Below are 13622 nucleotides of genomic sequence, written 5' to 3' on the forward strand. Positions count from 1 at the left end.
GATGATTACATGAGTAAGTGGTCGAGTGTTAAATATTTGCATTGGTCAATGTATGTTATTAATTTTATTATTATTACTTTTATAGCACTTATTATTTACAGTACCTCACATGAGATATGTGACAGTTTTAGGGCAAGGTCATTTCTAGAAGAAGCTAAGTACCTGCCGATGATACCTTGGAAAGTTCCAGTATATGCTATGGGGTGTTTTGTTCTCCTAGGTCTGTCTAATTTATTGAAAGGTTATGTGAGTCAAAATGCTAGTTGGTTTCTTATTGTACTATTTATAGGAGATATTTTACTCTGTGGATTCATTACATATTCTATTAACTTTAGTTATACCGGGCTTTACCTCATTCTTATAGCGAGTATTTTTTTGTATATTCCAAACCTAGGGGCTAAAATATTCTTTTTAGCTATTGCTCTTGGGAGCTTTATTTTATTGGACTACGACATGATGACGGTAAAGACAAACGTAGTTTCTTTTCAGGATTATATTAATTTTTATAATACAGGAGCCAGGTTATATTTGTATGGTATTAAAAATATTTTGGACTCTCTTAATCAAGTTTTTTTTATAATCTTTTTCTCACTGCTTATACAAAATAAGATAACTGAAAATAAGCAATATATAGCATTGAATAACATGCTTATTGAAAAAGTAGAAGAACTAAATGTTGCTAATAAAAAATTAGAAGTATTAACTGAAGAATCGGCACAGATGGCTAAAATGAAAGAGCGAAATCGCCTAGCAAGGGAAATCCATGATATATTAGGACACTCTTTAACGAGTATTATAACAGGCTTAGATGCTTGTATAAGTTTATTAGATATAGACTTAGAGATTGCAAAAAAACAGCTATTTAAAATACGAGAAATAGGGCAGAAGGGGTTAGTTGATGTTAGACGTTCTGTAAGAGAACTTAAAATAGATACCATTCAGAAATATGATTTTATACCAGCAATAGAAAATCTTATAGAAGAACTTAATACTTTGTCCTCTGCACATATTAACCTTGAGATTACAGGGCAGGTTCTTAAAATGAAAGATGATGAAGAACAGACTATTTATAGGATTATTCAAGAAAGTCTTACAAATGCCATACGGCACGGAAAAGCAGCCTATATTACTGTACAACTGTCTTTTACATACCATGAGCTTGATTTGCTTATAAAAGATGATGGGATAGGATGTGATGCTATAGAGAAAGGGTTTGGGTTAACGCATATAGAAGAAAGAGTTCATATGCTGAATGGACAAGTAATATTTAATACTAGAGAAAGTGAAGGGTTTGCAACACATGTAGTTATTCCAATAAGATGGGGGAATGCATATGATTAAAGTTTTAATTGTAGATGATCAAGAATTAATCAGGGAAAGCCTTACACTTATACTTAATGTAACAGAGAATATTGAAATAGTAGGCTCAGCATCAAATGGAAGAGAGGCAATAGTTTTAACAAGGGCTTATAAACCAGATGTCATTTTAATGGATATTCGCATGCCAGAGGTAGATGGCATTGAATGTATCAAAATGATTAAAGAGTTTTATAGAAATACTAAAATTATTGTTCTTACCACTTTTGATGATGATGAATATATTTATGAGTCTTTAAAAAATGGTGCAGATGGCTTTTTATTAAAGGGAATATCTAAAGATGAATTAGTAAAGGCTATCCTAACAGTCTATAATAATGGCGCATCTATTGATCCAGAGATCATTAAAAAAGTATTCTCGCTTTTTGGTAAGCTTGCAAAATCAAGTGTTGTCAGTAAAGTGGAGGGGCAAGATGTAGAATCCTTATCTAATAATGAAATCAGAATTATTCAGCTTATTGGCAGAGGGCTATCTAATAAAGAAATTACTCAGGCGTTAAATTTTAGTGAGGGGACGGTAAGGAACTATATTAGCAGTATTTTAAGAAAATTAAATCTAAGAGATCGTACGCAGATCGCTATTTTTGCAGTTCAATCTAGTATTATGTTAAAAGATATAGAGGATAAGGCATGAAAAAAAATGAGAAGAAGTATAAAAGGATGATAGGTTTTTTAGTCATTATTGGACTACTAATAATGGTTGGGCTTTGGGTACAAGCACATACTGAAAAATCTATGGTACTCAATGTTGCACTCTATTCGGGGAACAGCTGGGGGGTCCCTCAAAAACATACGTATAAAATTTATGATGAAGCGGCTGAGCTTTTTGAAGAAGCCTATAAAGACCTTGATGTACGTATCCACTATAAAACTGGCATGCTGATTCAGCATTATTCAGAATGGTTTGCAGGACAAGTATTAAGAGGGGTAGAGCCAGATGTTTTTTTAGTATTAGAAGAAGATTTTAGTACTTATGCTTCTATTGGATTATTCGAAGATTTATCCCCGTACATACAAAAGGATGCTGAATTTAAAGAAGAATACTTTTATGCTAAGGCCTTACAAGCGGGGCAATATGAAGGCAGCCAGTATACTTTACCTTTTCAAATAGCCCCCTCTTTTATGGTAGTTAATAAAACTTTACTTGAAAAAGAAAACATTACGATAAATCCAGATAACTGGACATGGGAGCATTTCTATAATATTTGTAAAAGAGTAACTAAAGATTTAGATAAAGATGGGGTATTAGATCAATTTGGTGTCTATGGATATGAGTGGGAGCATGCTTTTTATACCAATGATCACTACCTATTTACTAACAATGGAAGTAAAATGGCTTTTGATGATGAGCGACTTTATGAAAGTATTGAATTTATGAAGAAAATGTATGGGCTTAATAGAGGAACTATTATCAAAGAAAGTTATTTTGATAAGGGTCAAGTTGCTTTTAAAACCTTTACTTTACCAGAATATAGAGCTTACGGAACTTATCCTTACCGCATATTAAAATATGAAAGTTTTAAGTGGGAAGCTATTCCGTTTCCTAAAGGACCCTATGGGGAAAGTTCATCTAAACTTTATACTGTCCAAATTGGCATGAGTTCCAGATCTGACTCCAAAAAACTTGCCTATGAGTTTATTAAGTTTATTACTCAAAATGAGGCAGTGCAGCAAAAGGTGTGGGATGATACCTATGCTTTATCAACAAATAAAGAATTAGTAGAAGAAATCTATGCCTCAGATCACCCAGAAATACTACAAAATAAGGTAGTTAATGGAGTATTTCTCAATGATATTATAGGCAAGTCTTATATCATTCCTAGGTTTAAACTTTATAGACAGCTTAAGAGTGTTATGGATCAGAAAATTTTTCAAATTATTGCACAAGATAGTGATACGCGTATAGGCATAAAAGAGTTAAAAGAAGACATCCAACATGCTTTAGATGAATCCCAAAGAGATTTTTAGGCCAAGCATTTATTTTGTCATAAGATAGGTGACAAATGTCACTTGTAAACTGTGACAAATTGTAATTATTTTTTTTTGAGTTAAAGAATAGAATAAAACTATATTTACATATTAAAGGGGGATTACAATGAAAAAGACCTTATCAATTATTTTATCAGCTGTTATGATGTTAACAGTTTTTGCAGGTTGTTCAGGCGCTCAGCCTACAGCAGCAGAATCAGCTGAGCCTGCTGCAAAAACAGCAGAAGCAAAGCCAGCAGAAACAAAGACTGAAAGCAAGAAGCAGTATAAGTTTGGTTATACCTGTATGACTATGAACAACCCTTTCTTCATTACACTTGAAAAAGCAATCAGAGAAAAAGTAGAAGCTAATGGAGACGTACTTATTACAACAGATCCAGCTATGGATGTAGCTAAGCAAATTAATCAAATAGAAGATATGATTACACAAGGCATTGATGCTATTTATCTTAATCCAGTTGACTGGGAAGGGATAAGGCCAGCTCTTGAGGCTTTAAAACAAGCTAATATTCCAATTATTAACTTTGATACACGTGTTAAAGATATGGATTTTGTAACAGCATATGCAGGTTCTGATAATAAAAATGCAGGTAAAGTATGTGGGGAAGACCTTGTAAAAAGATTTCCAAATGGCGGTAAAATTGTTATCCTTGATTCACCAACTATGAATTCTGTTAATGACAGGATTGAAGGGTTTATGTCCGCTATTGAAGGTAAGGGGTTTGAAATTGTAGCACAACAAGATGCTAGAGGAGACCTTCAGACTTCACTTAAAATATCTGAAGATATTCTTCAAGCCAATCCAGATATTGTAGCTATTATGGGTGGAAATGACCCTACGGCTCTTGGAGCATTGGCAGCATGTAAAGCAGCTAATCTTCCAGATATTCTTATTTATGGGGTAGATGGTTCTCCAGAAGCTAAAGCAGAAATTGCTTCTGGTGGTCAGTTTACAGGTTCTGGGGCTCAATCACCTATTTCAATAGGAGTTGAATCAGTAAACTTAGCTTATAAAGTACTTAATGGCGAATCTTATGAAAAAGATATTCCAGTTGAAACATTCTTAATTAATAAAGATAACGTAGCAAAATATGGTACAGATGGGTGGCAATAAAACTGTAAAGTAAAGGCAGGCTTTCGTGCCTGCCTTCTTATTTTGCAATAGGAAAGTGCGTCTTGCTTACAAGGGACCAAACTTTTCTATTTCATAAGCGTGTGCGTTTTTTGCACACTTTCTTGAACTATCATGCATCTATAAAAGGAGGGTGAGATGAGTGGAGAACAATACGCTGCTTGTAATGAAAGGCATAGATAAGCAATTTCCGGGTGTGTATGCCCTTAAAAGTGTAGATTTTGATTTAAGAGCAGGAGAAGTACATGCACTATTAGGAGAAAACGGAGCCGGAAAATCTACATTGATTAAAATATTAGGGGGGATTTATACTATAGATCAAGGTGAAATATTTGTTGAAGGAAAACAAGTAGCTATCCATAGTGTAAAAGATGCACAAGCTAATGGGATTAGTATTATACACCAGGAATTGGTTCTTGTTCCTTATATGACCGTTGCTGAAAATATATTTCTGGGAAGAGAAAGTATTAATGCTGTGCGTTTTGTAAATAAGCAAGACATGATTAGAAAAACAGAGGAACTTTTAAATGCATTTGGATTAGATATTAAAGCAACTGCTAAAGTAGGCAGTCTGACAACAGCGAACCAACAGATGGTAGAAATTATTAAGGCCATTTCTTTTAATGCCAGAATTATTGTTATGGATGAGCCCACTTCTTCACTTTCAGAAAAAGAAGTATCTCATCTGTTCGAAACGATTAAACGTTTAAAATCTCAAGGTGTAGGTATTATTTATATTTCCCATAGAATGTCTGAGTTAATGGAGATTACAGACCGTGTAACGGTTATGCGTGATGGAGAATATATAGGTACCAAAATGACTAGTGAAACTACTAATGATGAACTTATTGCTATGATGGTAGGGCGGGAACTGACTCATTACTATACCAGAACTTATAATAATCCATCAGAAACAGTTTTAGATGTTAAAAACCTAAACGCTGGTTTTCTAAAGGATATCAACTTTGAACTAAAAAAAGGTGAAATACTAGGTTTTGCAGGATTAGTAGGAGCAGGGCGTAGTGAAGTTATGAAATGCATATTTGGCATTGACCCAATAACTTTAGGAGAAATATGGGTTAATGGAAGAAAAGTTGCTATTAAAAATCCTAATGATGCTATTGGTTATGGTATAGGCTTGATACCTGAAAACCGGAAAGAAGAAGCTTTATTTTTACAAAGAAGTGTCAAGTTTAATATGACTATAAAAGTGTTGGAGCAGTTTATTAAAGGTATTTTTGTTAATATAAACAAAGAAAATGAAATAGCTCATAAATATGTAGAAGGGATGTCCGTTAAAACCCCTCATTTAAATCAGTTGGCGGGGCATCTAAGCGGGGGGAACCAGCAGAAAATTGTAATAGGAAGATGGCTTGCTACCCAGCCTAAAATCCTTATATTAGATGAACCTACCCGGGGGGTAGATGTCGGAGCAAAAGCAGAAATTTATGCCATTATGAACGAGTTGGTTAAAAATGGGGTATCTATTATTATGATTTCTTCAGAGCTTCCAGAAGTTATTAATATGAGTGATAGAGTAGTTGTTATGTGTAATGGAAGAATTACAGGGTGTTTGGACAGAAGTGGACTTAGTCAAGAAAAGATTATGCATTTAGCAACAATACAAGAAGATACTTTAAAAAGCAGTTAGTAGAATGGAGGGAATACAAAAATGATATCACCAAATAACGCACCTGCTATCAAAACGCATAAGTCTAGTAATATGTTTGTAGGATTTTTAGAAGGCTGTTTAGAATTTGTAAAAGAGAATTTAGGCATACTTATAGGATTTTTAATACTATGTATTATTCTTTCATTTATATCACCTGTATTTTTAACACAAAAGAATTTGTTAAATGTCCTTAGACAAACGTCTACCAATCTTTATCTTGCCTGCGCAATGACAATGATTATTATCCTAGGAGGTATTGATTTATCAGTAGGATCTGTTATCGCTTTATCAGGCGTTGTAACAGGAGGACTTATTGCTTTTAATAATTTCCCTGTACCTGCAGCCATTATTTTTGGCTTGTTATCGGGGCTTTTAGTAGGTGCATTTAATGGGATGATCGTAGCTAAAACAACTATACCACCTTTTATTGTGACACTCGCTACAATGAATATTGCCCGTGGGGCAGCATACCTTTATACAGGGGGGCAACCTATTAGAGTTATGTCAGATAACTTCAATTTTATAGGAGCAGGATACGTAGGTCAGATTCCAACTCCTATTATTTATCTCGTTATTATTTTAATTATATGTGCACTTATTATGAATAAAAGCCGATTAGGAAGACATATCTATGCAGTTGGAGGCAACAGACAAGCAGCTAAGTTTTCGGGGATTAAAATTAATAGGGTTTTATTTTTTGCCTATACATTCAGTGGTTTTTTAGCTTCCATTGCAGGTATTGTTCTTGCATCACGTATGTTTTCGGGTCAGCCTACAGCAGGAGATGGCGCAGAGATGGATGCTATTGCAGCTGTTGTACTTGGAGGAACAAGTATGAGCGGAGGTATAGGGAAAATTGGTGGAACAGTGATTGGTGGATTAGTTATTGGCGTACTCAACAATGGCCTTAACTTAATGAATGTTAACTCTTTTTGGCAATACATTGTAAAGGGAGTTGTTATTCTGATAGCTGTTTATGTAGACTATATTAAAAAGCAAAAATCAAAAATTTAATAATAAAAGGACTATAAATGCTATAGCGTGAGCAGCATTTATAGTCCTTTGTTATTTGAATACTAATTTTTTTTAACAGACTGTTTGACACCTAGCCTTGTTCTAAAAAGCAGGTGACTAAGGGCATTCCAGTTAAAGGGAATAAGTGGATAGATATAGGACTGAGCAGTGAAAGTTTTAGTAAAGCCAATAGTTAAAAGTGTGATAATGGCAGCTATAATGAAGCCTGGTGTGCCTAAAAGGCCTGTTAATAGCAAGAAAAGCATACGGCAGAATTTTAGGGCGTAGGTTAATTCTATGCTAGGCTGGGCAAAGCTGGATAAGGCAACAACCGCCATATAAAGAATAGCTTGAGGAATAAGCCAGCCCGTTTTAACAGCATAATCTCCCAGAATAAGACCACCGATAATTGACAAGGAAGTTCCAAGTACATCAGGGGTACTTACTGAGGCCAGCATAAGACCATCAATACCTATTTCAAGCAGCAGAAACTGCACAAATATAGGAATGTTGTAAGGCTCTCCAGGAAATAAAAAGTTTAGCCCAGCTGGGAGCCAATCAGGATTCTGCATTAAGAGTACAAATACAGGAGTAAGCATTAAGTTGACGATAAAAATGATATAACGTATAAGCCGCAGATAATTGCCTGTAAGAACAGGCATATAATAGTCATCTACGGTTTGCATAAAGTCAAATATATTAGTAGGCAGGATAAGCGCTGTAGGGGTATTATCTACAAGTACAACCACTTTGCCCTCGGCAATATGCGCAGCAGCAATATCAGGTCTTTCAGTGTAACGCACCTTTGGAAATGGATTAAGCCAAGATTTAGAGTGAATGGCTTCAACAAGACTTTGATCCCCTAAGGTAAGCGCATCTACACTTAAGGTTTCCAGATATTCCTGAACCTTAGCGAGTGTTTTTGTATCAACCTTATTACGCATAAAGCCTACAGCAACATCGGTTTTTGATACTTTTCCAACACTATACATCTTAAATATAAGGTGAGGGTCGCGAATACGTCTGCGAATAAGAGCTGTATTAAATACAATAGTCTCTACAAAGCCATCATGTGCACCTCTTAGGACTCTTTCTTTTGCTGGTTCTTCGGTACCTCTTGCGACATAGGTTCTAAAATCTAAAAGAAGGGCTTCATCAAAATTGGGACCTAAAAAAGCTGTTTGACCAGATAGAATTAAGGTAACGATCTGACCTAGATCGCGTTCTGTTGCAACTTCAATAGAACTAAGTGCCTTTTCAGCAAGATCCTTCATAGAAGTGATGCTGTCAAAGTCTTCTTTTTTGAAATTATATAAGTCGCGGCGCGCATGTTCAAGATTGAGATCTTTTACAAACCCGTCTAAATAATATAAATAAAATTTAGTACCATGTATATTAATAATTCTTTCAATAATGTCGAAACTTTCTCCTACTTTTAATGCAGACTTAAGCTTTAGAAGATTATCTTCTAAGTTGTTAGTTAGGTTCACTCTCTCACCACCATTTCTATAATTAATAATAGATTTCCTAGATTTTATCAAAATATACCAAGAAGAATAGTGTTTCTAAAAACAGATTATTAAAACAACAAATTTAACTATGGAAAGATTAACCAATACATTATATAATTTAAGAGAGAAAACAATAGGAGGTTAAGTATGACAAAACAATTTAATATTGGTTTTTTAGGAGCAAGCAGAATTGCTAGAAAGTTTGCATCAGATGCTAAATGTGTTCAAAGTGCTAAGCTTTATGCAGCAGCGGCTAGAAATTTAGAGTCCGCAGAAACGTTTGCACAAGAATATGACATGGCATGCAGCTATGGCTCGTATGAAGAATTGGTTAACGATGAAAATGTAGATATTATCTATATTTCTACGCCAAATTCACTTCATAAAGAGCATGTCATACTATGCCTTGAGGCAGGTAAAGCAGTCATTTGCGAAAAGCCCTTTGCTTTAAATGTGCAAGAAGTACAAGAGATGATACAAATAGCGCAAGATAAAAATGTATTTTTAATGGAGGCCATGTGGACAAGATATTTGCCAAGCATCAATAGGGCAAAAGCGTGGATAGATGAAGGAAAAATAGGAAATATTAAAATGTTTCAAGGTGATTTTGGTTTTAAAAGTGAAAGTCAGGATGATATTAGGTTTCAAAAAGCGCTTGGGGGAGGTGCTTTGTTAGATGTTGGCATTTATCCAGTTTCTTTAGCTTCCTTCATCTTTGGCAAGCAGCCAGATCATATAGAAGCCAAAGCCGTCTTAACGGAGCAGGGGGTAGATGAGACAATTGCTATGCAGTTTATCTATGGCAAAGGGCAGATGGCACAGCTGAACGCTTCGATTAACTTATGTACACCAAGAAATGCGTATATTATTGGTGAAAATGGCTATATTCATCTGCCGGGGGCGTGGTATGGAAAGCTTGCATATCTCTATAACAGTGAGGGTAAACTAATAGAGCACTTTGTAGATCAAAGTAAAGAACTAGGCTATAATTTTGAATTAGAAGAAGTTATAAATTGCTTAACGGCAAGTAAAACAGAGAGTGATAGAATGCGTTTGCAAGAAAGCTTGGAAATTACTCAAACACTTGATGCCATTAGAAATATTATTGGCGTTAAATATTCTATAGAATAAATAGACGAGAAGCTATTAAAGGTGACATAATGAATGAAGATTTATTATTTATGCAAGAAGCTTTACTAGAAGCCAGAAAAGCTTATGAACTTGATGAAACCCCCATCGGAGCGGTTGTTGTATATCAAGGAAAGATAATAGGAAGAGGCTATAACAGAAGAAATACAGAAAAGAACGCACTAGCCCACGCAGAAATGATCGCTATTAATGAGGCGTGCAGCGTTATTGGAGACTGGCGGCTTGAAGAGTGTACGATGTATATTACACTTGAACCCTGTCCAATGTGTGCGGGTGCTATTGTACAAGCCAGGGTACAAAGAGTAGTATTTGGGACAAGAAGCCCTAAGGCTGGATGCGCAGGCTCAGTCATTAATATTTTACAAATGAGTGAACTTAACCATCAGTGTGAAATAATAGAAGATGTGTGCAAAGAAGATTGCAGTATGCTTATTAAAAATTATTTTAGACAGATGAGAAATAAAAACAATATTTTATAAATCATGGGGGAAAACAATGGCAACTTATCCAAGACACAAGAAAGCAAGACTTCTAAGAGATTTTATGATAGAAACAGACATGGTTAAATTATTTAAAGAAGACGAAACAGAAAATACGATTCTTTTTAGAACAGCTTACCCAATGCTTGGAGAGCATAAACAAGTCGTTATTAATATAGATGATTCAATATACGTAGGAGTTCAAACTTTATTAATAGAAGAGGTTCCAGCGGATAAAAGGGAGGTAGTACTTAACTGCCTAAATGATTTTAATTTACAGTATCCGACGCTCAAATATGTACTTACTAAAGATCATCATGTTATGACATCCATGTTTTTTAATGGAGATGAAAATACATTTAATGCCAATTTAATATTAGGAACTACTATTCAAATGATGAAAAATATAGCAGACCAGCATTATGGTGAGTTAAAGAAAATTTTAGGATAATAATGGTAATATAGATCCCGTTGACATATAGCATGAAACGCTGTATACTAATAGATGCGACATCTATAGATGTCAAACAATTTCCGTGCTAGCCGGGGAGGTAGCGGTGCCCTGTACCTGCAACCCGCTGTAGCAGGGGTGATGCTTCGACTGAGGCAATAACTTGTGCGGCTCTGCCCTTAGCAAGTGGCGATGATAATTGGGTCTTACGCAATAGGCACTTATGAACCGTGTCAGGTCCGGAAGGAAGCAGCACTAAGTAAGACCGTCTATGTGCCGTAAGGGTGCCTGGCTTGAGTTAACTACTAAGGTAACGCGCATAGGTTATTGTCGAAGCGAAGTGCACGGATTCTAATTTAAAATATGATAAGAGCTATTCTTTTTAAGAATAGCTCTTTTTGTGCTACTTTTAAGTATGGGTTAATAAATAGTATAGCTATTTGGAGAAGCAGGATAGTCACTTTCATGCCAAACACGTCCGTTATGTAGCAGAACTTGATCGGAGGTGAGGAAATATTTGGCTTTGTTTTCTGAATAGATCGAATCGCCCCAAGTAGGATCGATGTTGTACCAATTGCCATTAAGTTTAACTTTATTCCAGACATGGAGCTCACCATAAGCTGTGCCCATTACGATTACATTTTCGATTTCTTTGGCGGTAAGCATTTTAGAAAGAAGCATAACATACGCATCGCATACAACTCCATTAGTTCCTTTTAATCCATTCAAAAGATTTCTTTCTAAAAGGATATTTTCAGTATCCGTGTCATCTACGGCCATTTTTTCATAACGATAGGTTTTAAGCACATAGTTATAAATAGCTTCTATAGTTTTGTAGTCATTTTGACATGCAGCAGTTATTTGTTTGAGAACATCATTAACGATAAGATCAACTTCTTGCAGTTCTTGAGCAGAGTTCTTATACTGAATTTCATACTGTGCAATCCGTAGGAGTTGTTTTTTTCCTACTGGCTGTTCTGCTGAAAGCATTCTTATACTGTAAATATTTTGTTTGTCAAAAGTAGATAAATTTTGAGCAGACTCATTATAAAGTTTATGTAATTGAGAGCCAATCTCTGTTTTTAAAAATTTCTCATTACCTAAGTAATGAATTGTAATAACCTCTTTATAATCAGACATTCCCCTTAAAAGAAATTCGGTATACTCTTTAAAATTTTTTGCGGTATAATTTTTTGCATAAACTGTTGGGCTTATAACCAGAGAAAGCAATAGGGTTAGTACAATAACTTTTATTTTTAGTTTATTCATCCTTCAACCTCCTTGTGCAGACCTATAAGATGTAGTTATTCTATAATGTTATAAATGCGTATGACGTTTTTAGATTTTTATCTTAGTATAACTTATGATACTTATAATTGTAAATTCTATATTTTAAACTTTCTATACTCTACATATAGACAAATATCTATATGTGAAGCATACTTAATGTAGAAGTTTAGTAGGTGTATTTGTTGGGATTGTTGCAAGTGGCATTGTTTTTATAGGCTATGTGTTTAATTTATTTGGATATTTATTTAAATAACATAATTTTATAGTATAATAAGAGTTCAAGATGGCAGAGAATGGACAAATGAGAGTAGAATTCGAAAGGCTATAGTTATAAGATGAAGGAGGATAGCGTGATGAAAAATTATAAAAAGATTGTACCTATTATAGTAGTGCTGGCGATTATAAGTATTTGGTTTTACAAAAATAATACGTCTAATAATACTAAAACAGCATCTGATAGTTCTGAATTTGCATTAGATGCTACAGAGAATTTTGATATGGAGCAGCTCAAATCTTATGGACTGCCTATTATTATTGCTTTTGGCTCAGATGGATGTCAGCCTTGCAGAGAAATGGCACCCGTTTTAGAAGAAGTGCATGAGACATATCAGGGAAAAGTGCTTATAAAGTTCGTAGATGTTTGGAAAAATACAGAGGCGGCTAAAGATTTTCCCTTAAGAGTTATTCCAACTCAATTTTTCTTTAATGCAGACGGCACACCACTTACCCCTGAGAATAATCAGGATAAATTTATATTATATTCAAAAAAAGAAACAACAGATCATGTATATACAGCACATGAAGGGCCTCTAAGTAAAGAAGAATTTATACAGGTGATAAAGGAGATGGGCATAGAGTGATAGAAACATTGCTGCAGTATATATCGGAAATGATCATGTCTAATGTGTGGATTGCCCCTATTATGGCGCTTGCTGCAGGTGTAATAACTTCTTTTTCACCTTGCTGTCTTTCAAGTATACCTCTTGTTATAGGTTATGTCGGTGGAACTGGAGGCAATGATACCAAGAGAGCTTTTAGATTATCCTTAACTTTTGCTGCGGGGTCAGCTATAACGTTTACAGTACTTGGAACAATAGCTTCAATAATCGGAAAACTCATGGGGAGATCTGCCTCATGGTGGTATATTCTATTAGGTATTTTGATGACACTTATGGCACTCCAAATTTTGGAGATTTATGAGTTTATTCCATCGACGTACTTAATGTCCAAAAGTACGAGAAAAGGCTATTTAGGAGCATTTAGTGCAGGGGTTCTTGGAGGCATCTTTTCTTCGCCTTGTGCGACACCGATACTGATTGTGCTTTTAGCACTTGTAGCCCAAAAAGGGAGTCTTATATGGGGTGTTATGCTTCTTTTATTATATGCGATAGGTCACAGTACCCTCGTACTAATAGCCGGAACCTCAGTTGGGTTTGTTAAAAAGCTTACGTCCAGTAATAAGTATGGGAAATTTAACCGAATAATTAAGATAGTAATGGGAGTTCTTATTCTAGCTATAGGATTTTATATGTTTTATTTAGGATTTTAAATACTTGAT

General features: G+C 35.0%; 13 protein-coding genes and 1 other RNA gene. 12 read left to right on the forward strand and 2 right to left on the reverse strand.

Annotated features, from left to right (window positions below; genetic code table 11):
* Positions 1–9 precede the first annotated feature (9 nt).
* The 6 genes from BN3326_RS13165 (at position 10) to BN3326_RS13190 (ending at position 7184) form a co-directional block, all read left to right on the forward strand.
* Complete coding sequence (locus BN3326_RS13165; protein ID WP_069999703.1) at positions 10–1341, forward strand: sensor histidine kinase; 1332 nt, start codon at positions 10–12, stop codon at positions 1339–1341.
* Positions 1334–2011, forward strand: coding sequence for a response regulator transcription factor (locus BN3326_RS13170; protein ID WP_069999704.1), 678 nt, complete (start codon positions 1334–1336; stop codon positions 2009–2011). Before BN3326_RS13165 ends, BN3326_RS13170 begins: the two co-directional genes overlap by 8 nt.
* Positions 2008–3345, forward strand: a complete 1338-nt coding sequence (locus tag BN3326_RS13175) for an ABC transporter substrate-binding protein (protein WP_069999705.1) — start codon at positions 2008–2010, stop codon at positions 3343–3345. Before BN3326_RS13170 ends, BN3326_RS13175 begins: the two co-directional genes overlap by 4 nt.
* Before the next feature lie 127 nt (positions 3346–3472).
* Positions 3473–4480 carry a sugar ABC transporter substrate-binding protein gene (locus BN3326_RS13180; RefSeq protein WP_069999706.1) on the forward strand — a complete coding sequence of 336 codons (1008 nt, stop codon included), beginning with the start codon at positions 3473–3475 and terminating at the stop codon, positions 4478–4480.
* Positions 4481–4640: 160 nt separating this feature from the next.
* Positions 4641–6149: a sugar ABC transporter ATP-binding protein gene (locus BN3326_RS13185; protein WP_069999707.1), complete on the forward strand. Its 1509-nt coding sequence runs from the start codon at positions 4641–4643 to the stop codon at positions 6147–6149.
* A gap of 72 nt (positions 6150–6221) precedes the next feature.
* Positions 6222–7184, forward strand: coding sequence for an ABC transporter permease (locus BN3326_RS13190; RefSeq protein WP_069999775.1), 963 nt, complete (start codon positions 6222–6224; stop codon positions 7182–7184).
* A 62-nt stretch (positions 7185–7246) separates the two neighbouring features.
* Here BN3326_RS13190 and BN3326_RS13195 read toward each other — a convergent pair whose 3' ends face one another.
* On the reverse strand, positions 7247–8674 hold the full coding sequence (locus BN3326_RS13195) for a spore germination protein (RefSeq protein WP_069999708.1): 1428 nt from the start codon (positions 8672–8674) through the stop codon (positions 7247–7249).
* A gap of 168 nt (positions 8675–8842) precedes the next feature.
* On the opposite strand from BN3326_RS13195, the gene BN3326_RS13200 reads away from it, so the two are divergent.
* The 4 genes from BN3326_RS13200 to ffs all read left to right on the forward strand — a co-directional run bounded on the left by BN3326_RS13200 (position 8843) and on the right by ffs (position 11122).
* Positions 8843–9826, forward strand: a complete 984-nt coding sequence (locus BN3326_RS13200; RefSeq protein WP_069999709.1) for a Gfo/Idh/MocA family protein — start codon at positions 8843–8845, stop codon at positions 9824–9826.
* 29 nt (positions 9827–9855) lie between these two features.
* Entirely contained in the window at positions 9856–10323 is a 468-nt protein-coding gene (gene tadA, locus BN3326_RS13205; protein ID WP_069999710.1) for a tRNA adenosine(34) deaminase TadA, read from the forward strand.
* 16 nt (positions 10324–10339) lie between these two features.
* Positions 10340–10774: a hypothetical protein gene (locus BN3326_RS13210; RefSeq protein WP_069999711.1), complete on the forward strand. Its 435-nt coding sequence runs from the start codon at positions 10340–10342 to the stop codon at positions 10772–10774.
* Positions 10775–10857: 83 nt separating this feature from the next.
* Positions 10858–11122, forward strand: an RNA gene (gene ffs / locus BN3326_RS13215) — signal recognition particle sRNA large type.
* 72 nt (positions 11123–11194) lie between these two features.
* On the opposite strand, the gene BN3326_RS13220 is transcribed toward ffs, so the two are convergent.
* Complete coding sequence (locus tag BN3326_RS13220; protein ID WP_069999712.1) at positions 11195–12043, reverse strand: transglutaminase domain-containing protein; 849 nt, start codon at positions 12041–12043, stop codon at positions 11195–11197.
* Between the two features lie 374 nt (positions 12044–12417).
* Between BN3326_RS13220 and BN3326_RS13225 the strand changes: the two genes are divergently transcribed.
* Both BN3326_RS13225 and BN3326_RS13230 read left to right on the forward strand, forming a co-directional pair.
* Positions 12418–12924 carry a thioredoxin family protein gene (locus tag BN3326_RS13225; RefSeq protein ID WP_083258711.1) on the forward strand — a complete coding sequence of 169 codons (507 nt, stop codon included), beginning with the start codon at positions 12418–12420 and terminating at the stop codon, positions 12922–12924.
* Positions 12921–13613: a cytochrome c biogenesis CcdA family protein gene (locus tag BN3326_RS13230; RefSeq protein ID WP_242876000.1), complete on the forward strand. Its 693-nt coding sequence runs from the start codon at positions 12921–12923 to the stop codon at positions 13611–13613. Before BN3326_RS13225 ends, BN3326_RS13230 begins: the two co-directional genes overlap by 4 nt.
* Positions 13614–13622: the final 9 nt, after the last annotated feature.

The sequence above is a fragment of the Cellulosilyticum sp. I15G10I2 genome (assembly GCF_900095725.1).
GTDB lineage: Bacteria > Bacillota > Clostridia > Lachnospirales > Cellulosilyticaceae > FMMP01.